Source organism: Ancylobacter vacuolatus (genome assembly GCF_030813595.1).
Lineage (GTDB): Bacteria > Pseudomonadota > Alphaproteobacteria > Rhizobiales > Xanthobacteraceae > Ancylobacter > Ancylobacter vacuolatus.
In genome coordinates this window covers 429,671-450,050 of record NZ_JAUSUH010000002.1, presented here as the reverse complement: position 1 = coordinate 450,050, position 20,380 = coordinate 429,671, and the positions used below count along the sequence as shown (strand labels likewise).

Annotated in this window: 19 protein-coding genes and 1 tRNA gene; 9 read left to right on the top strand and 11 right to left on the bottom strand. The window is 70.2% G+C overall.

The window, feature by feature from the left end; all coding sequences use genetic code 11:
• Positions 1-20: 20 nt before the first annotated feature.
• Positions 21-311 (top strand): hypothetical protein, encoded by a 291-nt coding sequence (locus J2S76_RS06025; RefSeq protein ID WP_307058467.1) that lies wholly within the window; start codon positions 21-23, stop codon positions 309-311.
• 44 nt (positions 312-355) lie between these two features.
• Here J2S76_RS06025 and J2S76_RS06020 read toward each other — a convergent pair.
• Positions 356-432 (bottom strand) — tRNA-Arg (locus tag J2S76_RS06020).
• Positions 433-927: 495 nt separating this feature from the next.
• Here J2S76_RS06020 and J2S76_RS06015 point away from each other — a divergent pair.
• Both J2S76_RS06015 and J2S76_RS06010 read left to right on the top strand, forming a co-directional pair.
• Positions 928-1,656 (top strand): thermonuclease family protein, encoded by a 729-nt coding sequence (locus tag J2S76_RS06015; RefSeq protein ID WP_307058465.1) that lies wholly within the window; start codon positions 928-930, stop codon positions 1,654-1,656.
• A gap of 56 nt (positions 1,657-1,712) precedes the next feature.
• Positions 1,713-3,185: a M48 family metalloprotease gene (locus J2S76_RS06010; RefSeq protein WP_307058464.1), complete on the top strand. Its 1,473-nt coding sequence runs from the start codon at positions 1,713-1,715 to the stop codon at positions 3,183-3,185.
• A gap of 202 nt (positions 3,186-3,387) precedes the next feature.
• On the opposite strand, the gene J2S76_RS06005 is transcribed toward J2S76_RS06010, so the two are convergent.
• The 5 genes from J2S76_RS06005 to J2S76_RS05985 all read right to left on the bottom strand — a co-directional run bounded on the left by J2S76_RS06005 (position 3,388) and on the right by J2S76_RS05985 (position 9,886).
• Positions 3,388-4,269 (bottom strand): RNA polymerase factor sigma-32, encoded by an 882-nt coding sequence (locus J2S76_RS06005; protein ID WP_307058462.1) that lies wholly within the window; start codon positions 4,267-4,269, stop codon positions 3,388-3,390.
• Between the two features lie 226 nt (positions 4,270-4,495).
• A complete protein-coding gene (locus tag J2S76_RS06000; protein ID WP_307058460.1) occupies positions 4,496-5,107 on the bottom strand; it encodes a CarD family transcriptional regulator in 612 nt (203 codons plus the stop codon).
• 387 nt (positions 5,108-5,494) lie between these two features.
• Complete coding sequence (fdxA, locus tag J2S76_RS05995) at positions 5,495-5,830, bottom strand: ferredoxin FdxA (RefSeq protein WP_213374635.1); 336 nt, start codon at positions 5,828-5,830, stop codon at positions 5,495-5,497.
• Positions 5,831-5,942: 112 nt separating this feature from the next.
• Positions 5,943-6,326 (bottom strand): RNA-binding S4 domain-containing protein, encoded by a 384-nt coding sequence (locus J2S76_RS05990; RefSeq protein ID WP_307058458.1) that lies wholly within the window; start codon positions 6,324-6,326, stop codon positions 5,943-5,945.
• A gap of 2 nt (positions 6,327-6,328) precedes the next feature.
• Complete coding sequence (locus J2S76_RS05985) at positions 6,329-9,886, bottom strand: helicase-related protein (RefSeq protein ID WP_307058455.1); 3,558 nt, start codon at positions 9,884-9,886, stop codon at positions 6,329-6,331.
• A 111-nt stretch (positions 9,887-9,997) separates the two neighbouring features.
• On the opposite strand from J2S76_RS05985, the gene J2S76_RS05980 reads away from it, so the two are divergent.
• Positions 9,998-10,531, top strand: coding sequence for a DUF4269 domain-containing protein (locus J2S76_RS05980; protein WP_307058453.1), 534 nt, complete (start codon positions 9,998-10,000; stop codon positions 10,529-10,531).
• Between the two features lie 9 nt (positions 10,532-10,540).
• On the opposite strand, the gene J2S76_RS05975 is transcribed toward J2S76_RS05980, so the two are convergent.
• Positions 10,541-11,383: a DUF3108 domain-containing protein gene (locus tag J2S76_RS05975; protein ID WP_307058451.1), complete on the bottom strand. Its 843-nt coding sequence runs from the start codon at positions 11,381-11,383 to the stop codon at positions 10,541-10,543.
• A 271-nt stretch (positions 11,384-11,654) separates the two neighbouring features.
• Between J2S76_RS05975 and rpmB the strand changes: the two genes are divergently transcribed.
• Together rpmB and J2S76_RS05965 are read left to right on the top strand one after the other, a co-directional pair.
• The gene (gene rpmB, locus J2S76_RS05970) at positions 11,655-11,963 is read left to right on the top strand and encodes a 50S ribosomal protein L28 (RefSeq protein WP_307058449.1); all 309 of its coding nucleotides are present in this window, start codon (positions 11,655-11,657) and stop codon (positions 11,961-11,963) included.
• Positions 11,964-11,966: 3 nt separating this feature from the next.
• Positions 11,967-12,593: a queuosine precursor transporter gene (locus J2S76_RS05965; RefSeq protein ID WP_307058447.1), complete on the top strand. Its 627-nt coding sequence runs from the start codon at positions 11,967-11,969 to the stop codon at positions 12,591-12,593.
• A 53-nt stretch (positions 12,594-12,646) separates the two neighbouring features.
• On the opposite strand, the gene J2S76_RS05960 is transcribed toward J2S76_RS05965, so the two are convergent.
• Positions 12,647-13,645, bottom strand: a complete 999-nt coding sequence (locus tag J2S76_RS05960; protein WP_307058445.1) for an esterase-like activity of phytase family protein — start codon at positions 13,643-13,645, stop codon at positions 12,647-12,649.
• Positions 13,646-13,654: 9 nt separating this feature from the next.
• Complete coding sequence (locus tag J2S76_RS05955; protein ID WP_307058443.1) at positions 13,655-14,134, bottom strand: cytochrome b; 480 nt, start codon at positions 14,132-14,134, stop codon at positions 13,655-13,657.
• Between the two features lie 170 nt (positions 14,135-14,304).
• Here J2S76_RS05955 and rutR point away from each other — a divergent pair, with 170 nt between their 5' ends.
• Positions 14,305-15,081 carry an HTH-type transcriptional regulator RutR gene (gene rutR / locus J2S76_RS05950; protein WP_307058441.1) on the top strand — a complete coding sequence of 259 codons (777 nt, stop codon included), beginning with the start codon at positions 14,305-14,307 and terminating at the stop codon, positions 15,079-15,081.
• Positions 15,082-15,133: 52 nt separating this feature from the next.
• Positions 15,134-15,781: a DsbA family protein gene (locus J2S76_RS05945; protein ID WP_307058439.1), complete on the top strand. Its 648-nt coding sequence runs from the start codon at positions 15,134-15,136 to the stop codon at positions 15,779-15,781.
• Between the two features lie 3 nt (positions 15,782-15,784).
• Here the strand turns inward: J2S76_RS05945 and J2S76_RS05940 are convergent, their stop codons facing one another.
• Positions 15,785-17,362 (bottom strand): bifunctional aminoglycoside phosphotransferase/ATP-binding protein, encoded by a 1,578-nt coding sequence (locus J2S76_RS05940; RefSeq protein WP_307058438.1) that lies wholly within the window; start codon positions 17,360-17,362, stop codon positions 15,785-15,787.
• Positions 17,363-17,499: 137 nt separating this feature from the next.
• On the opposite strand from J2S76_RS05940, the gene J2S76_RS05935 reads away from it, so the two are divergent.
• Positions 17,500-18,552, top strand: a complete 1,053-nt coding sequence (locus J2S76_RS05935; RefSeq protein WP_307058436.1) for a threonine aldolase family protein — start codon at positions 17,500-17,502, stop codon at positions 18,550-18,552.
• A gap of 172 nt (positions 18,553-18,724) precedes the next feature.
• Here J2S76_RS05935 and J2S76_RS05930 read toward each other — a convergent pair whose 3' ends face one another.
• Positions 18,725-20,110 (bottom strand): aminotransferase-like domain-containing protein, encoded by a 1,386-nt coding sequence (locus J2S76_RS05930; RefSeq protein ID WP_307058434.1) that lies wholly within the window; start codon positions 20,108-20,110, stop codon positions 18,725-18,727.
• Between the last annotated feature and the right edge of the window lie 270 nt (positions 20,111-20,380).

The window sequence follows — 20,380 nt, the reverse complement described above, 5'->3', positions numbered from 1 at the left end:
TGACACGGACGGCACGCGGCATGGGCGACGACGTGAACGAGGATCGGACGTCGGAGGCGGACCGGCGCGCGGCGCACTGGGTCGCCCGCCTGGACGGCCGGCCGCTGGACGATGCCGAGCGCGACGCCTTCCGCGACCGGCGCTGTGCTCCCGCCCTGCCGCACCGCTTCTTCGCAGGCGCCTTCCCGCGTCATCTTGTTGGCATTCGATTCGAACACCTTGGGTCGACGCCGATACGTCTGCCAACCCTATCAAAGGATGCCAGCGCGCCGGGCTGCCCCGAACTGCCGACGCGCCCCAAACCGTTGTAAATAAAACGTTTCCCAGACTTTCCCGGACCCCTCGGCGGAGGTGGTGGCCTCCCGGAAGGGAATCGAACCCCTGACCCCAGGTTTAGGAAACCTGTGCTCTATCCTGCTGAGCTACCGGGAGTGACCGCGCGTACATGAACCTAATTGGGGGCTCCGATCAAGAGGCGGGCGCGCGCGGGAGAGGCCGGGGGGCGTGGCGGGGCGGGAGGCGCAAGCTGGCGGTCTGGGCGAAAACGGGCGCGTGCGCTAGGCTGCGGCGAGGCGCCGGGCGATCGGTGCCCGGCAGGGCGCGCGCCGGGCCCGGCCGGTCAGGGCCGGGGCCGTGAAGATCGGGAGTGTCATGCACAAGCGCCTGGCCGAACCGCTGCCGTTTTCGCCGTGGCGCCGGCGTGCCCGCCGACGCGTGGCCGCCCTTGCGACCGGGGCGGCGCTGGGCCTGCTTCTGGCCCCCGCTGCGTCGGCGCAAATCTTCCCCATAGACGTTTCCCCCGCAGGCGTCTCCTCCGCGCAAGCCCTTTCCGCGCAAGCCCTTTCCGCGCAAGCCCTTTCCGCGCAAGCCCTTTCCGCGCACGCCGCCGCCGAGGCCTGCCCGGATCTTCCCCCGGCGCGGGCCCGGGTGGCGAGCGTCAGCCCGGCGGGCGACCTTGTCCTGGCCGATGGCACGGTGCTGCGGCTGGCCGGGCTGGCGGGCGGCGGCGCCGGGACTGAGGTCGGCTGGCGCCCGGAACTCGCCCGGCGAGTGGCCGGACGCGACATCACCTTCGCCGCCGGCCCGGCGCGCGACCGTTATGGCCGCCGCGCCGCCCTGGCGCGTCGCGAGGGCGAGGCCGGCACGCTGCAGCAGGTGCTGCTCGCCGAAGGGCTGGCGCTGGCACGGCCGGAACAGGCGTTCCTCGGCTGCCTGCCTTCCTGGCTGGAAGCGGAGGCCTCCGCCCGTCGCGAGAAGCGCGGAATCTGGCGCGCCTTGCCGCTGGATGCCCGCAATATCGCGGCCCTTCGCGCCCAGCAGGGCCGTTTCACAATCGTGGCAGGCCACATTCTTGACGTTGGAAAGACAAGCCGCGTGCATTACCTCAATTTTGGCCGGGTTTGGCCTCAGGATATGACCGGCAGGGTTGAGACCGAGGGGCGGGCGGCGCTTGAGGCGCGTGGCCTCGACGTGGCAAAGCTTGCCGGGCGATGGGTATGGCTGCGCGGCACGGTGTTCGAGGCCGGCGGGCCGGCCATCACCCTGCGCCGGGCGGAACAGATCGAGCTCGCATTCGATCAGGCGAAGGATCCGCCCGACGGGAATCGAACGGGGCATGGGGCAGCAGGCCGGAAACGGCCAATGGGGGACGAGTGAGGGCAGCGACGGGCAGGAGCAGGACGAAGCCGACGGCGCCATTCTGGCGCGCGCGCGTGCACGCTCCTGTGCGCGCGCTCTGGCGCGGCCTTCCCCGCGCGCTGCTGCTCGGCGGCGCGCTTCTCCTCGGCGCCTGCGCCGCCGCCGTCGACCGGCAGGCCGCCGCCCCTGCGGCGCTGCCCGGCATGGAGGAGGCGCTCCCCCCGGCGCAGCGCAAGGAGCATGACCGGCTGGTCGCCTCCTATGGCGGCGCCTATAAGGACCCGAAGCTGCAGAAGCAGATCGAGCTCGTGGTGGCGCGCCTCGTCGCCGCCTCCGAGCGGCCGGATTTGCATTACCGCGTCACCATTCTCAATTCGCCGGCGGTCAACGCCTTCGCGCTGCCGAACGGCTCGCTCTATGTGACGCGCGGCCTGCTCTCGCTCGCCTCCGACAATGCCGAGCTCGCCTCGGTGCTGGCGCATGAAATGGCTCATGTCATCGCCAACCATGCGGCGACGCGCGAAGACCAGATGAAGCAGGCGGTGCTGGTCAGCCGCGTCATCTCCGATGTGGTCAATGATTCCGATCTCGGCGCGCTGGCGCTGGCCCGCAGCCGCGTCTCGCTCGCCAGCTTCTCGCGCGGCCAGGAGCTGGAGGCTGATGCCATCGGGGTCGGCATCAGCGCCCGTGCCGGCTTCGATCCCTATGGGGCGGAGCGCTTCCTGACCACCATGGGCCGGCAGGCCGGCATACGCTCCACCTCGATGAACCAGAGCGCCAGCGCCGATTCGCCCGATTTCCTGTCGAGCCATCCCGCCACGCCCGAGCGCATTTCCATCGTCATGGCCAATGCGCGCGAATATGCCTCGCCCGATAAGCCGGGCGAGCGCGACCGCAAGCAGTATCTGACCTCGATCGACGGGCTGGTCTATGGCGACGACCCGAAGGAAGGCTTCGTGCGCGGCAGCCGCTTCTTCCATCCCAAGCTCGGCTTCACCTTCACCGCGCCGGCTGGCTTCACGCTGGAAAACACCTCGCAGGCGGTGCTCGGCGCCAGCACGTCCGGCCGCGAGGCGCTGCGGCTTGACGCGGTGCGTGTCGCCGGCGACCAGAGCCTGTCGCAATATCTGTCCTCCGGCTGGATCGAAGGGGTGGAAATCTCCACCGTGGAAAGCCTGGTGCTCAACGGCTTTCCCGCCGCCACCGCCGTGGCGCGCGGCGACCAGTGGTCGTTCCGCATGTTCGCCATCCGCTTCGGCAGCGATGTCTACCGGCTGATCTTCGCCGCCCGCGACTTGACGCCGGAGCTCGATCGCGCCTTCCGCGACGCGGCGGAAACCTTCCGCCGGGTGTCGATCGAGGAGGCGGAGAACGTCAAGCCGCTGCGCCTGCGCATCGTCACCGCCGGCCTCACCGACACGCCCGAGCGCCTGGCGGCAAAGATGGACGTGCAGGACAAGGCGCTGGAGCGCTTCCTCATCCTCAACGGCCTCAACCGTGGCGACAAGCTCGGCTATGGCGAGCCCTACAAGATCATCGCGGAGTAGGTGCGGGGCGGCGCCGTGCGGTGAGCCGACATCATCCCGGCCGGGCCAAGCGCCGGCGCGGCCCAGGGCAGGCTGAAGGCCCCTCGCAACCTCCCTCATCCCCGGGCTTGACCCGGGGACCCGGCCTCTCCAGCGCCCCCGGCCACGGTCGGGAGGCCCCTCATCCGCGACCCCTCATCCGCCGGCCACTCTTCCGAGCGTCTCAGGCGGTAAACGCCCCGCGCGGCACGTCGGGGCCGTTGGTGAGGGCGAAGCGCAGCTTCTCGATGGCGCGGCTCTCGATCTGCCGCACCCGCTCCTTGGAGATGCCGAGCCGGGCGCCCAGCACTTCCAGCGTCTCGCTCTCATCGGTCAGCCGGCGCGCCTTGATGATGCGGAACTCGCGCTCGTTCAGCCCGCGCAGCGCGCCGATCAGCCAGCGCCGGCGGCGCTCGCCGTCGATCTCGCGGCTGGCTTCCTCATCGGGCAGCGGGTCCGATGCCACCAACTGGTCCATCCGCTCCGCCCCGTCCTCCTCGCCGGCGGCGACGGGGGCGTTGAGCGAGAGGTCGGGAATGTTCAGCCGCGCATCCATGCGCGCCACTTCCCGAACGCTGACGCCGAGCTTGGCGGCGATGGAGTGGTGCAGTTCCTCGCGGGTCGGCGCCAGCGCGCTGCCATTGGCCAGTTCCAGCCGCGCCCGCACCCGCCGCAAATTGAAGAACAGCGCCTTCTGGCCGGATGAGGTGCCGCCGCGCACGATCGACCAGTTGCGCAGCACATAGTCCTGGATGGCGGCGCGGATCCACCAGGTGGCGTAAGTGGAAAAGCGCACCTCGCGGGTGGTCTCGAAGCGGGCGGCGGCTTCCATCAGGCCGATATGGCCTTCCTGCACCAGATCCGACATCGCCAGCCCGTAATTGCGGAAGCGGCGGGCGATGGAAAGGGCAAGGCGCATATGGGCGTGGATGAGAGCGTGCAGCGCCTTCTCGTCGCGCTCCTCGCTCCAGCGGCGGGCGAGCTCATATTCATCGTCGCGTTCCAGCAGCGGCGTCGCCATTGCTTTGCGCGCCATCTGGCTGCTGCGGCCGGCTTCCTCGCTCATGCGCGTCTCCCCGAACCTGCCGGGCCGGCAAAGCGATGGCCCGACACCACCGCGCTGGCGGCCGCAGGGCGCGCCATGCCCGAACGGGGCGACAACGCGGCAACGGGCGGGAAGTTCCCCGCGACCCGCCCTGCGGGAGGCACCAACGAAAAAGGCCCGGCGCGAGCCGGGCCTTGATGTCGGGTCAGGCGCGCGCGAGGTGCGCGCGGCTGGCGCGGAGGGCGCCTCAGGCGGCAGCTTCTTCCGGATCGGCCTCGGTGTCGGCTTCGTCCTCGACCGCGTCGGCTTCCACCTCGCCCTTGCCGAGGCGGCGCGGGCCCTTGAGCAGGTTCTGCTCGATCAGCTTGATCGCCTCGGTCTCGGTCAGATTGTCGACGGCGGCGAGTTCGCGCGCCATGCGGTCGAGGGCGGCCTCATAGAGCTGGCGCTCGGAATAGGACTGCTCGGGCTGGGCGTCGGAACGATAGAGATCGCGCACCACTTCGGAAATGGCGACGAGATCGCCGGAATTGATCTTGGCCTCATATTCCTGGGCGCGGCGGCTCCACATGGTGCGCTTCACCCGGGCGCGGCCCTTGAGGGTCTCCAGCGCCTTCTTCATCACCACCGGCTCGGAGAGCTTGCGCATGCCGACCGAGACGATCTTCGGGACCGGGACGCGCAGCGTCATCTTGTCCTTCTCGAAGTGGATGACGAACAGTTCGAGCTTGAAGCCCGCAACTTCCTGATCCTCGATCGCCACAATGCGCCCGACGCCATGGGAGGGATAGACGATGTGCTCGCCCGTCTTGAAACCCTGGCGCATGTTGCTGCTGGGCGGCTTCTTGGTCGACGTCATTCTGTGCCTGCTCCTGGGTCTCGGTTCATCCGGCGCCGCGTCGCCCTCGGCGCGCTGCCGCCTGCGGCCTGCCGCAGGGAAAAGAACACCCCGGCGCCCCGCGGATGCGGGAGCCGTACTTCAGCCGTCGACGGAAAACTCAGGGAAGCCCTTCCTGCGGCGGTGGCCGCACGAGGAGCGAAGGCCCGACATCAATTCCGGGAGGGGCGCTCCGGTACGGGAGCGTTGCGCCATGGCAAACCCAATCGACTGCACGAAGGGTCATATAGCACAAATCTGGGGAGAATCAAAATACTGCCGCAATGCAGCGCGCGCGCCCGCGCGGCCGCTGCAAAAGCGCGCGGCCGGGGCGGGCGAGGTTCAGGGCCTGCCGTTGGGGCCGCCCGCTCAGTCCTGCTTACCCGGTTCGGGCGAGAGATACTGTAGCTTGTCGGGCACACCGTCCCATTCCTTCGCCTCGGGCAGCGGCTCCTTGCGGTCGGTGATGTTCGGCCAGACCTTGGCGTAGTCAGCGTTCAGCGTCAGCCATTTGTCGAGGCCCGGCTCGGTGTCCGGCTTGATCGCCTCCGCCGGGCATTCGGGCTCGCACACGCCGCAATCGATGCACTCGTCCGGGTGGATGACGAGGAAGTTCTCGCCCTCATAGAAACAGTCCACCGGGCACACGGAGACGCAGTCGGTGTATTTGCACTTGATGCAATTATCCGTGACTACGTAGGTCATTGATCAGTCTCCGTGCAGGGCATGTGAATTAGGCGCGCAAGAAGGCCCCGCAACGGCTCCCCTAGCGCACCTCAGAAGGCGGCGCAACACACATCCCCGGTCGCGCGCATGGCTAGGACGCATGGCTGCCCGGCGCTGCGCCGGGTGCCGCCTCCGGCGCAACCTCCACATAGGTGGTGAGCGCCGCCGGCGCATCCCCCCGCCGGGCGATGAATCCGATCACCCGCCACAGCCGCACCCGGGAATCGAGCGAGAGGGTGAGCACGTCGCCGCGGCGCACGGGCTGGCTGGGGGCGGTGATGCGCGCGCCGTTCAGCCGCACCCGCCCCGCTTTCACCAGCTGGGCGGCGGCGCTGCGGGTCCGCACGCAGCGGGCGTGGAACAGCCAGACATCGAGCCGCTGGCGTTCCGGGCGAGTTTCCGCTGCGGAATCCTCCGCTGCGGAAACCTCCGGCGCGGAAAGCTGCGGGCCCGAACCGTCGCCGGCGCCGCGCACGCCTACTTGCCCTTCTTCTCCGCCTCCATGCGCGCCTTCAGGGCGAGCAGGGCGGCAAAGGGCGAATCCGGATCGACCGGCTTGTCGCGGCGGGGTTCGTGGCGCGGCTCGCCACGCGCCTCGTGCCGCGAATCCGGCCGGGAATGGCCGCCGCCACGGTCCGGCCGGTCGCCCCGTTCGGGACGCGGCGGGCGCGGGCCCGACGAGCCGCGATTGTCGTCGCGGCGCGGTTCGCGCCCGCCTTCCGCCCGCTCGGGCCGGGGTTCGCGCCAGTCCTCGCGGGGCGGACGACGGCCACGCTCGCCTTCGGGGCGATCACCCTGGGGGCGCTCGCGGCGCGCATCGGGGGCGGCGCCTTCCGCCGGCGCGGCAGCGCCCTCGCGGTTGGCAGCGTCACGCGAGGATGCATCACGCGATCCCGCATCACGATGTCCGGGCTCACGCGCGCCACCACGGCGCGGCTGGTGCGCCGGGCGGTTCTGCCCCGGCGGCCGGCCGGGACGCCAGATTTCGATCATCGCCGGCTCGACCGGCTCGGCGGGCGCCTCGTTCGTCGCGTCGGCAGCCGCCGCGTCGGAAGCAGGCGCAGCCACGGCCTCGGTCGCCTCTTCCAGCGCCGGCTCCACCGTCTGGTCGAACACCGGATCGGTGAGCACCTCGCCGCTGGCGATGGCGTCCACCGGCAGGGCCTCGCGCGGGGCCTCCACCTCGGCGGTCGCCTCTTCCAGCGCCGGCTCGACTGTCTGGTCGAAGGCGACATCGGTGGCTTCCGGCAGCGCCGCCACGGGGGCTGGCGCGGCATCGCCGTCGAGCGCGGGCTCCACGGTCTGGTCGAACACCGGGTCGGTGAACACCTCGCCGCTGACGGTGGCGTCCACCGGCAGGGCCTCGCGCGGGGCCTCCACCGCGGCGGGCGCCTCTTCCAGCGCCGGCTCGACCGTCTGGTTGAAGGCGACATCGGTGCCGACCGGCAGCTCAGGGGCGGTCGATTCAGCCGCGTCCGCAGCCGCTTCCGGCACCGGCGCCTCGGCGGCAGCCACCGGCGCGGCCGGGGCTTCCACTGGCGCCGGGCGGCGCTCCATGCGGTAGCCGAGCGAGCGCAGGATCGAGGCGAAGTCCTCGCCGGCGCAGCCGGCCAGCGAGGTCATGGCGACGGTGGCGATGAAGCCATTGCCGTCGAACGCCCCCGCCGGCTTCTCGCCGGGCGCATTGGGCCGCCAGGCCAGCGCCGGGCGGATGAGGTCGGCGAGGCGCTCCAGAATGTCGACCCGCACCGCGCGCTCGCCCGCCACGCGGAAGCCGACGGCGCGGTAGAGCCCCTTCTGGATTTCGGGATCGACCGGAATGGAGGTGCGGCCGGAGGCGGCGAGGTGCGGCAGCTCGTCCAGCCCCTTCTGCTGCAGCCCGCCATGCTTGAGCGCCCAGAGCTGGGCGGCCAGCGCGCGCGGCGCCGGCTTGAGCAGCGTGGGAATGTAGATGTGGTGGGCGCCGAAGCGCACGCCATGGCCGCGCAGCACCGCGCGGGCCTCCTGCGGCAGCGCCTTCATTTCCTCGGCCACGCGGTGGCGCTCCAGCACGCCGAGCGATTCGACCAGCTGGAAGGCGATGCCACGGCCGATGCCGGCCACGTCCTCGGCCTTGCCGAGAGCGATCAGCGCGCCGAGCAGCTTCTCGATATGGGCCTTCAGCCACAGTTCGAGGCGGGCCTGCACCGCGTCGCGCGCGGGGCCGGTCAGGTGCTCGTCGGAGATCACCTTGAGGCGGGGGGTGAGCACCTCCTCGCCGGGAATCAGCTTGGCCACCGGATCGCCGATCCAGCGCAGCGTGCCATCGGTGGAGAGCACGAAGGCATCGTCGGCGGCCTCCGAGAGGCGGTTGGCCCGCGTCTCGATCTCGCCGGCCAGCGCCTTCTGCGCGGCGGCACGCAACGCCTTGGCCTCCGGCCCGCCGGCGGATGCGTCCGCCGCGAACTGGAAACCGAGCAGATGCCCGATGACGTGGCCTTCAACGACGACGTCGCCGGTCTTGGTGATTTCTGTTTCGAGCATCGCGTTCTCTCGCAGGCGTCTCATCAGCACGCTGGTCCGGCGATCAACGAAGCGGTGGGCGAGCCGCTCGTGAAGCGCATCGGAAAGCCGGTCCTCCACACGCCGCGTGACACCCTGCCAGTGTTCCGGGTCGTCGAGCCAATCCGGCCGGTTCGCTGCGAAGGTCAAGGTGCGGACCTGCGCTATACGTCCCGACAGGGTGTCTATGTCACCTTCCGCTCGGTCCGCCAAGGCCACTTGTTTGCTAAACCAGTCGGCGGAGAGCCGTCCGCGCCGCATCAGGTCGTCATAGACCGTCGCCACAAGGTCGGAATGCGAGGCCGGCGAGACCTTGCGGTAGTCCGGCAGCTGGCAGGCTTCCCACAGGCGCTCGATGGCCTGGGCGCTGGTGGCGAGGCGCCTGATCGCCGGGTCGCCGGCCAGCCGCTCCAGCACCAGCACGTCGTCGGCGGTGGGCGCGCGGGTCAGCCCCTCCTCGCGGGGAGGAATGGAGAGCGAGCGGTTGAGCGCCTCGATGCTGGAAAAATCGAGCACGCTGTTGCGCCATTGCGCCATGCGGTGCGGCTCGAAGGCGTGCGCCTCCAGCCGCTCCACCATCTCGGCGTCGAAGGGCGTGCAGCGCCCGGTGGTGCCGAAGGTGCCGTCGCGCTGGGCGCGGCCGGCGCGGCCGGCGATCTGCGCCATCTCGCCCGGGTTCAGCCGGCGGAACTGCCAGCCGTCGAATTTGGTGTCGCCGGCAAAGGCGACATGGTCGACATCGAGATTGAGCCCCATGCCGATGGCGTCGGTGGCGACGAGATAATCGACGTCGCCATTCTGGTACATCGCGACCTGCGCGTTGCGGGTGCGCGGGGAGAGCGCGCCCAGCACCACCGCCGCCCCGCCCTGCTGGCGGCGGATCAGCTCGGCGATGGCATAGACCTCGTCGGCGGAGAAGGCGACGATGGCCGAGCGGCGCGGCAGGCGGGTGATCTTCTTCTCGCCGGCAAAGGTGAGGTTGGACAGGCGCGGGCGCACCAGAATGTTCACGCCCGGCAGCAGCTTCTCCACCAGCGGGCGCATGGTGGCGGCGCCGAGCAGCAGCGTCTCCTCCCGCCCGCGCCGGTTCAGCAGCCGCTCGGTGAACACATGACCACGGTCGAGATCGGCCGAGATCTGGATTTCGTCCAGCGCCACGAAGGCGACGTCGAGGTCGCGCGGCATCGCCTCCACCGTGGCGACCCAAAAGCGCGGATTATCCGGCTTGATCCGCTCCTCGCCGGTGATCAGCGCCACATTGTGCTCGCCGGCCCGTTCCACCAGCTTGCCATAGACCTCGCGGGCGAGCAGGCGCAGCGGCAGGCCGATCAGCCCGGAGGAATGGCCGAGCATGCGCTCGATCGCCAAACTGGTCTTGCCGGTATTGGTCGGGCCGAGCACGGCGGTGACGCCGCGCGCGCGCTGGCCGGGCGGCAGGGGAAGGGACTGGGACCTGGACGTACTGGCATTCCCCGGCGGGGCGGCGATATTCATACGACAATGGATCCGTCGGGCCGGAAGGGCGGCCCTTTTAGCACGAGGCGGCAACCCGCGGCGAGCCGTCCTTCATCCCCGATGCCGGGGCGGGTCATCGGGCCGAACATCATGACACAGGCGGCACGACCGGATTTCGAAACGGCGCTGGAGCATTCGGGCCTGCTGACGGCGCTCGCCGCCTTCGATCCGCATGTCGTCGGCACGCCGCCGCTCGGCCTTGATGTCCCGACCAGCGACATCGACATCGTCTGCTGCGCGCCGGATGCCCTGTCGTTCACAACCCTCATGTGGGATGGCTTTCGTCACGAGCAATGCTTCGGCCTGCGGCAATGGTGCTCCGGCGAGCGGGCGGTGGTGGCGTCCTTCTCCGCGCATGGCTGGCCGTTCGAGGTCTTCGCATCGTCCTGCCCGGTGGCGCAGCAGGCCGGCTGGCGGCATTTCCGCATCGAGGAGCGGCTGCTGCACCTAGGCGGCGCGGCCTTGCGCCGGCAGGTCATGGCGCGGCGCCGGGCCGGGGCGAAGACCGAGCCGGCCTTCGCGCAGGTGCTCGGCTTGACGGGCGATGCCTATGCGGCGCTGCTCGATCTCGAAGACTTCAGCGATGCGGCGCTGCGGCGTGTGATCGCTGGCGCCGTCGGCTGAGAGGGCGCGCTACGGCAGTCCCGCCTTGGCCGGGGTGGAGCGGGTGCCGACCACGGCCCGCGTCTCGAAGGCTTCCGCCTCCAATTGGGCGATGCCGATCGCCGTCGTCACCGAGGCGCGGAACGGCACCAGCACGCGGGTGCCGGCCACCGGCGCCAGCCAGACGAACATGTCCTTGTTCTTCATCATGTATTTCACGCCGGCGCGGCCCGGCTTGTGGCCAGCGACCGGGCGATAGGCGATGCGGCAGACCACGGCGGGGCCGGCATAGCCCTTCTCGGCCTTCACCTCGTCCATACGCTCATAGCTCAGCGTCAGGTCGTAGCGCTGGCGACCGTCGAAAATGGAGAGCGTGCGCTCGCAGGCCTTGGCCGAGAGCGGGTCGTCAGTGCCCGGCACCATGACCAGCGCCGCCGTCATCGGGTCGAAAATGCCCTTCTTGTCCTTGTCCGCCACCGGCACCCGGTCGAGGGACGGAACCACCGGCGGTTCCACCCGCATGTCGGTGACGCCGCCGCCATTCATGACCAGCCGGATGGATTCGGTCTTCTTGTCGGACACCGCTTCCATGGCGAAGCTGCGCGGGGCCAGTTCGCCGCTGCGCACCGCGCCGCGCGCCCCGGCCGTGCCCTTGCCGGAGGAAACCGCCTGCACCACGCCGGTGAGCCGGCCGCTGCCGGAGGCGATATAGGAGGTGTCGTCGACCTCGATCAGCAGCGCCGCGCGGCCGAGCTCCAGCCCGCCCAGCGACATGCGGTAGCGCGCCTCCAGCCGTCCATCGGCGCGGGCGTCCGCAACCATCGCGCCCGCGACGGCAACCGCCAGAAAGGCCGTGAGGCACACCCGCATCATGAAGGCAGATTCCCGAATCGCCGTGACCCGAGGGCCGAAGCGTGAATTTATCCTTGTTTCGGATGTGTGGGGAAGGCGGCGGAACTGTGACTCGCCTCCTCACGAAGTCGCCAGCGGGCATTCGCCGGCACGGCTTCGCGCTCCCCGGCCTTGACGGCACAGGGACCGGCCCTTATAGGAGCGCTCTCAATTTCCACGGATACCGGATGCGGGATCGTCGGGCGGACTATACGGCCTACGACGCAACGGTTTTGATACAAGGATGTCCACGATGTCGCGTCGGTGCGAACTTACCGGGAAGGCGGTTCTGTCCGGCAATCGCGTGAGCCACTCCAACCGCAAGACCCGTCGGCGCTTTCTGCCGAACCTGGTGAACGTTACCCTCACCAGCGATGTGCTGAAGCGGTCGGTGAAGCTGCGCGTGAGCGCCAACGCCCTGAAGACCGTCGATCATCGCGGCGGCCTCGATGCGTTCCTGCTCAAGGCTCACACCGAAGAGCTGTCGCCGAAGGCGGCCGAGCTCAAGCGCGCCGTCGCCAAGGCGACCGTGGCTGTGGCGAGCGTCGCCGTCGCCGCCTGAGCGATGACGATCGCCGGCACCAAGATCCCGTTCAAGAGGCTCGCCCTTCCCGTCATCGCAATGATGGCGGTGGTGGCGGCCTCGAACGTGCTTGTCCAGCACCCGGTCGAGCAGTTCGGCCTCCAGGATTTCCTGACCTGGGGCGCCTTCACCTATCCGCTGGCCTTTCTGGTCAATGACCTGACCAATCGCCGCTTCGGCCCGGCCGGGGCGCGGCGCGTGGTCTATGCCGGCTTCGCCCTGGCGGTGCTGCTGTCGATCTGGCTGGCGACGCCGCGCATCGCGCTGGCCTCCGGCACGGCGTTCCTCTTCGGCCAGCTTCTCGATATCGGCGTGTTCAATCGCCTGCGGCGGATGAGCTGGTGGCAGGCGCCCCTGGCCGGCAGCCTGTTCGGCTCGGCCATCGACACGGCGCTGTTCTTCTCGCTCGCCTTTGCCGGCGATGCGGATATGTCCTTCCCCGTCACCTATGCCTCCACCGGCATCACCGTGCCGCTGTGGATGGGGCTGGCCTATTTCGACTTCCTGGTGAAATTCGGCTTCGCGCTGCTCGCGCTCATCCCCTATGGCGCGCTGATGGGCTGGCTGAAGCCCTGGACCGGCGCCCCGGCCGACACCGCCGCGCGCTGAAGCGCCCTCGATCCGGTCGCGAAGATCGGATCCCCCTTCAAGAAATCTTCCCCTTACTCGACCAGCGCGAAGCGCAGCAGCAGCGTGCGCTGGAGCGGGGAGAAATTGTCGTCGGAAATGAGGGTGAGGATCAGCTCGCCGGCCGCGTTGCGGTGCAGAGCGAGGCCTTCCATGTTGTCGATGGCGGCGAGCCGGTTGGCGGTCATCAGCACCTCGCCGGTGATCACCGCCCCAGGCGTGAGCGCGCTGAGCGGAAAGCGCCTCAGCCGCAGGGCGACGCCGCGCAGATAGTCGAAGCGGCGCTCCAGCAGATAGACAATGCCATCATCGGCCAGCGCGGCATCGGTGGCGGCGAATTCGTCGCTGCGCGCCACGGTGAAGCGCCCCACGGGCTTGGGCTTGCCGAGCGGGGCGAACAGGAAGCCGGGCAGGGCAGCGGGATCGTCCGGGCTTTCCTCGGCGATGACGATCACTGCCGCCGGCACGCCGCCGGGCGGAGCCAGCAGCGTCTCCGGGCCCTGATTGCCGCCGAGCCGCGACAGAGCGGGGTCGGAAATCAGCTTGGTACCAAAGGCCCGCAGCGGATCGGGCCCCGGAAACAGCCACACCTCCTGCGCGCCCTCGATGCCGACGAGAAGGCCGGAGGGTACGCGGACCAGCGATTCGACGTCGCCGCGGCCCTGTTCGGACAGGGCCTTGCCATTGTCGGCCATCATCGGCGCCATGCGGGCGTCGGTGAGGCCCACCGGTCGGTCGCCCTCGCTGGCGATGCGCCCGCTCAGCCACCATCCCTTGTCGGTGACGGCGAGGAACTCCTCCCCCTTGGCATCCAGCACAAGGCCGGACAGGCCGCCAAAGGTCGAGGAGGTGGAGGACAGCACCAGCCCGCCGCGAAATTCCAGCGGGCCGAAGCGCACCGCGCCGCTGGCATCGAGGCGTTCGATCGGCGTCGCGGTGATGGTGATCGGCTGGGCCGGCGCCCGGATGGGCGCCAGCGGCAGCAGGATAGCGACGGCGAGCAGCGGCAGAAGGCGGCGCAGGGCGCTTGGCATCGCCGGTCCTCAGCGCCGGGCCGGCAGCATGCGCAGGATCAGCCCGTCCCGCCGCACGAAATGGTGCCACAGCGCCGCCGCCACATGCGCCATCACGATGGCGGCGATGACATAGGCGAGCGCCACATGCACCGCGCCGGTCCAACCCAGCGCCTTGCCGAAGGCGGTGATCGTCACCGCGCCGAGGATCGGCTGCAGCAGAATGAGCAGATAGAGCATTCCATGCGTCGCCCGCGCCGCGATCTCGGTCGGCCGGCCCATGCCGGGTGGCAAGGGCGGCGCGGGGTGGCGCAGCCGCCAGGTGATGCGCGCCATCGCCAGCGCCAGGATGAGGTAGCCGGCATAGATATGGATGTTGAACAGAGCGAAGCGCGGACCCGAGCCGCGCGGGAAGTAGCCCCAGCTCCAGCCCGTGGCGAACTGCACCAGCACAAGGGCGGCCACCAGCCAATGCAGCAGGCGGGAGGTCCGGTCATAGGTCGCAGCCATGGTCGATGTCTCTCGCGGGTGGTCGCTCTCAGGCGGTCTTTCGCAGGGTCTCTTTTGCCGGTCCTCGCCGGGGCGCGCCACCGGCCGAATCGACACGGTGGCGCCCGGCATATTGCGGCCGCTTTCCTTTCCGTGCCATGTCAGGGCCCTGGTCAAGGCGGGAGCTTTTGTTGACAGCCGCGCGTTCCACCGTTTCTCCGCCCCGCCGCACGACCCGGCCGGCGGCTGCGCGCGCCGCGCTGGCGGCGGACCCGGCCGGTGCGCGCCCCGAAATTCCCCGCACTGAAATTCCCCGCACTGAAACCTCGCGCCCCGACAGCCCGCGCACCAAGACGCCGCATCGCCTGCGCCGCATCGCCGAGAAGCGCACCGCTATCCTCGATGCAGGGCTGGCGCTGTTCTCGCGCTACGGCCTGCACGGCACCACGGTGGAGCAGATCGCCCGCACCGCCGCCGTGTCGAAGACCAATCTGTTCTATTATTTCGCCTCGAAGGAAGAGGTCTATGTCGGGGTGCTGAGCCGGCTTCTCGACCAGTGGCTGGACCCGCTGCGCGCGCTTGAGGTGGAGACCGACCCGGTCGAGGGCATCCGCGCCTATATCAGCCGCAAGATCCGCTTCTCCCGCACCCATCCGGAAGCCTCGCGGCTGTTCTGCCTGGAGGTGGTGCAGGGCGCGCCGCTGCTGCGCGGTGAGCTGGAAACCGCGCTGAAGCAGCTGGTCGACGCCAAGACCGAGGTAATCGCCGGCTGGGTGGCGGCAGGCAAGCTGGCGCCGATCGACCCGCATCACCTCATCTTCGCCCTGTGGGCGACGACGCAGCATTATGCCGACTTCGCGGTGCAGATCGACGCCCTGCTCGGCAGGGGGCTGGACGAGGAGGCCTTTGTCGAAGAGGCTACGCGCAACGTGCAGCGCCTCATCCTCGATGGGCTGCGCCCACGGTGAAACGTGCCGGAGGCGCCGCAATCCGGCGCGGCACAGGTAAAGGGACATTCCAATGAAGCGCCGCGCGCTGCTCCTCACCGCCGCCGGCGCCCTGTTCGGCGCGTGCCTGCCGCTGCTGGCGGCGACGCCGGACGTGTCGCCGCCGCCGAGCGCGGACAAGCCGCTCGATGTCGATGCCCTGCTGCACGACCCGCAGACGCCGACCTTCGGCAACCCGATGGGCGACGTCACCATCGTCGCCTTCTTCGACTATAATTGCGGCTATTGCCGCAAGTCGCTGCCGGAGCTGGAGCGGCTGGTGAGCGAGGATGGCAAGATCCGCCTCGTCTACAAGGACTGGCCGATCCTGGCGGAATCTTCCGTGGTCGCCGCCCAGCTAGCGCTCGCCGCCGGCTACCAGGACAAATATCTCGACGCGCACAAGATCCTGATGAAGCTGCCGGGCAAGCTGACCACCGAGCGCATGAGCGAGGCGCTGGCCAAGGCCGGGATCGACCGGGGCAAGCTGGCCAAGGACCTCAAGGCCCATGCCGGCGACATCGGCGCCCTGCTCAAGCGCAACAATGAACAGGCCGAGGCGCTCGGCCTGCCGGGCACGCCGGTCTATCTGGTCGGCCCGTTCAAGGTCGCCGCCGCGCTCGACTATCAGGGCTTCAAGGACGTGGTCGCGGACGCCCGCGCCCGGGCCGCAGAGAAATAGCGTTCAGCCCTCGACCAGCGCCCGCGCCTGGGCGAGCAGCTGCGCGGGGGCTTGCGTTGAATCCAGCCGCGCCCAGTCGAGCGGGCCGGCCTCGCGCCCGGCCTGCCAGCGCACCACCTCCGCCGTGGCGTCGGACGCATCGCCCCGCCGCGCCTCCACCCGGCCGGCCAGCGCCTCGACCGGCGCTTCCAGCCACAGGCCGATAAAATCCACCCCGCACTCATGCGCCAGCGCCGCGATCTCGGCGCGCTCATCCGGGCGCTGGTGCACGGCGTCGACGATGACGCCATGGCCGGCGGCCAGGACAGCCTCCGCCCGCGCCCGCAGCGTGGCATAGACCTGCTGCGTCGCCTCCATCGAATAGGCTTCCTGCGGCAGGCGCTCCAGTTCCGGCGTGCCGTGGAGGCGCTTGCGCTCGACATCCGAACGCAGATGCACCGCGCCGGGCAGGGGGCCGAGATGGGGCGCCAGCGCGGCGGCCAGCGTGCTCTTGCCGGAGCCGGAGAGACCGCCCACCGCGACCAGCTTCACCGGGCGCGGCGCCAGCGCGCCCTCGGCAAAGGCGAGATAGGCCCGCGCCTCTTCGCCCGCCTGCGCCCGGCCGGCGGGGTCGCGAAAGGCGGCGGCCGCCGCCCCCACCTGCGCCCGTATCGCCGCGCGCAGGGCGAGGAACAGCGGCAGCGCCGCCAGCCCGTCATAGGGCGGGGCTTCGCCACAGGCGATGAGGTAGCGGTTGAGCAGCAGATTGGCCGCGAAATCGTGCCCGCGCCGGGCGATGTCCATGAGGAGGAAGGCGAGGTCGTAGAGCCGGTCGATGCTGGCCAGGGCCTCGTCGAATTCCAGCGCGTCGAACAGCACCGGCGCGCCCTCGATGAGCGCGATGTTGCGCAGATGCAAATCGCCATGGCAGCGCCGCACCTCGCCCGCCGCCGCGCGGCGCGCCAGCAGCGGCTCCAGCCGATCGAAGGCTTCAAGGAGGCCCGCCTCCAGCGCCGAGACCCGCGCCGGCGGCAGCAGGTCCGGCGCCTCGCGCAGCCCGGCGACGACGTTGCGCGCCACCGCCCGCAATTCGCGGCCGGAGCTGCCTGTGATCACAGGCGCGCGCTCATGCGCGGCCGCCACCGCCTGCGCCAGCGCCGCGATCAGAGGCGGCGACAATCCCGCGCGTTTCTCGCCCGCGCGTTTCTCGCCCTCGCGCGCAAGAACATGGTCGAGCGTGGCGTTCTCGTCGAAGCGGGCCATGTGCACCGCCCATTCCACCACCTCGCCCTCGCCCCCCAGATGCAGCGCGCCGCCGCGCCGGACGATGGGGGTGAGCCCGAGATAGAGCGCGGGGGCGGTGGCGCGGTTCAGTTCCAGCTCGCGGGCGCAGGCGTGCCGGCGCTTGTCCAGAGTGGAGAAATCCATGAAGGAAAAGCGCACCGCGCGCTTCACCTTGTAGACATCGGCGCCGGCGAGAAACACCACCGCGCCATGGGTGTCGATGCGGGCGACGGGGCCGTCCACCCCATGCGTGGCGGGATCGGCGAGCAGGGCGAACACCGCCTGCTGGTCGGCGACGACATGGTCATTGGCACTCATGCGGGCCATCTAAGCCGGTCGCGCCGGTCCGCGCCATCCGGCAAGTGACGCAGGGAGCGCCTCCCTCCTGCTCTTGACAAGCAGGGCCGTGCGGGTGTCGGCCTTGGGGCCTGCGCCGCACATGATCAGGACACGCCGTGACCGAGACCCCCGCCTCCCGCCCGCCCGGCTTCGGCAGCGACAATGTCGCCGGCATTTCCCCCGCCATTCTGGCCGCGCTCGCCGCCGCCAACGAAGGGCCGATGCCCTCCTATGGCGCCGACGAGATCTCGGCCCGGGTCGAGGCCCGCCTCTCCGCCCTGTTCGAGCGCGAGGTGAGCGTGCTGCTGGTTTCCACCGGCACCGCCGCCAATGCGCTGGCGCTTAGCGTGCTCACTCCGCCCTGGGGCGCGGTGCTGTGCCATCCTGACAGCCATATCGAGAATGACGAATGCGGCGCGCCGGAATTCTTCACCGGCGGCGCCAAGCTGGTGCATGTGCCGGGCGCGAACGCGAAGATCGACCCGGAGGCGCTGGCGCAGGCCGCTCGCCGCAACCGCGGCGATGTGCATTGCGTGCAGCCTTCCTGCGTCTCCATCACCCAGGCGACGGAACTTGGCACGCTCTATTCGGTGGAAGAGACCGCCGCGATCGGCGCGGTCTGCCGCGACGCCGGCCTGCCACTGCACATGGACGGCTCGCGCTTCGCCAATGCGGTGGCGGCACTCGATGCCCGCCCGGCCGACATGACCTGGAAGGCGGGGGTCGACATTCTCTCTTTTGGCGCCACCAAGAATGGCGCTTTGGGCGTGGAAGCCATCGTTCTGTTCGATCCCGCCCGCACCAGTGAACTCGCCTTCCGCCGCAAGCGCGGCGGCCACCTCGCCTCCAAGATGCGGTTCCTCGCCGCGCAGATGGACGCCTATCTCGATGGCGACCTCTGGCTCGCCAATGCCAGCCACGCCAACGCGATGGCGGCGCGGCTGCGAGCCGGGCTCGCGGGAATCGCCGGGGTGGAGATCCAAGGCGTGGTGGAGGCCAACATGCTGTTCGTCCGCCTGCCGCTTCCCATGTGCGAGGGTCTGCTGGCGCAGGGCTTCCGCTTCTACACGGAGCGCTGGGGCGCGGGCGTGGTGCGCCTCGTCACTTCCTTCGCCACGTCGGAAGGCGATGTCGACCGGCTGGTGGCGGCGGCGCGGGCGCTGGGGTGAGGGGTGTGGGCGACCGCGTGCGTGCTTCGAGGCCGGCCTGTCGGCCGGCACCTCAGCATGACGGGGGCCTGTGCGTTCCGAACGGTCGTCATCCTGAGGTGCCCGGCCATCGGCCGGGCCTCGAAGGACGCAGGGCGCGGGCCGTGCCGTCCGCGATGAGGTAGCGGCCCCCTCACATGACCGCCGACACCACCTCCGGCGATTCCTCCAGCGCGTGCGCCATGAAGTCCAGCGCCGAGCGGATTTGCGCCCGGGTGGCGGGCCCGCCCAGGCACACCCGCACCGCCTCGATCGCCGGGCCGGCGACGGTGAAGGCGTCGCTCGCCACCACGCCGATGCCGGTGGAACGCATGTGGCCGACAAAGGCCGAGCGGGTCCACGGCGCCGGCAGTTCGATCCAGAGATTGAAGCTCAGCGGGTCGGCGCGGAAGCTGCCCTTCGGCAGGATCTCGCTCGCCAGCGCCTGCCGCGCGGCGGATTCGGTGCGGATGAAGCGCAGCAGCGTGTCGGCGGTGCCGTCCTCGATCCAGCGCGTCGCCAGCGCGGTGGTGAGCGGCGAGGCCATGACATTGGCGGTGCGCAGGGCGCTGGCGAAGGGGTAGCCCGCGCGGGCTTCGGGAGCGACGACATAGGCGGCGCGCAGCCCGGCGCCGATGCATTTGGCGAGCCCCGCTATGTGCCAGGTCAGGTCAGGCGCGATCGCCGCCAGCGGCGGCGGCCCGTGCGGCGGCACGAAGCCATAGGCGTCGTCCTCGACGATCGGCACGCCGAAGCGCCGCGCCACCTTGGCGATCGCCTCGCGCCGCTCCTCGGGAATGGTCAGCGTGGTCGGGTTCTGCAGCGTCGGGTTCAGGTAGAGCGCCTTCGGTGCCATCTCGCGGCAGGCGGCGGCGAACGCGTCGGGGTCGATCCCGTCCCGGTCCATCGGCAGGCCGAAGAGTTTGATGCCCAGCTGGGCGGCGATGGCGCGCACGCCGGGATAGGTGATCGCCTCGCACAGGATCACATCGCCCGGCCGCGCCAGCAGGCCGAAAATGCCGAGCAGCGCCGGATGCGCGCCCGGGGTGACGAAGATGCGCTCCTGCGCCGGCACCAGCGCCCGCCGGCCGAGCCAGGACGAGGCGGCGTCCTTGTCCGCCGCGGTGCCGCCAAAACCCTGGTAGCGCAGCAGGGCGACCAGATCGCGCGCCACCTCGGCCAGCCCCTCCTGCATGCGCTCGATCAGCGCCGGGTCGTCCGGCTCGGGCGGCAGGTTCATCGAGAGATCGACCGTGCCCGGCTTGGGCGTGCTCGCCGCGCGGGTCTTCGGGCGCGGCGCGCCGGTCACGAAGGTGCCCTGGCCGACGCGGGATTCGACGAGGCCGCGCTTCTGCGCCTCGACATAGCCGCGCGCCACCGTGGTGAAATCGATGTCGAGCTTGGCCGCGAGCTTCCTCTGCGGCGGCAGCCGGTCGCCGATGGCGAGCCGCCCGGCGCGGATATCCTCGCCGATCAGGTCGGCGATGGCGAGGTAGCGCGGCTTGTCGGAGCGGGCGAGGTCGGGAATCCAGTCGGCCATGCGTCTCGTCACCTGTCGTCATCCCGGACGGCCGTCACGCCGATCCGGGATCGTCTGCCAGAGCTGAGTGCGATCCCGGCTCTCGCGGCGCTCGGCCGGGAGGACGGCATCCACACTAGCTCGCTCTAATTGACTGTATAATGTTGCAAAGGTGGTCTGTCACCCTTGGTCCACAACTTGCTGCGTAAGCGCGGTACCGGACCCGACGCCGTCGCCTGCGCAGCAAGCGGGCACTGACCCGCCCTTTCTCTAAGCGTCCGCCCGCTTTCT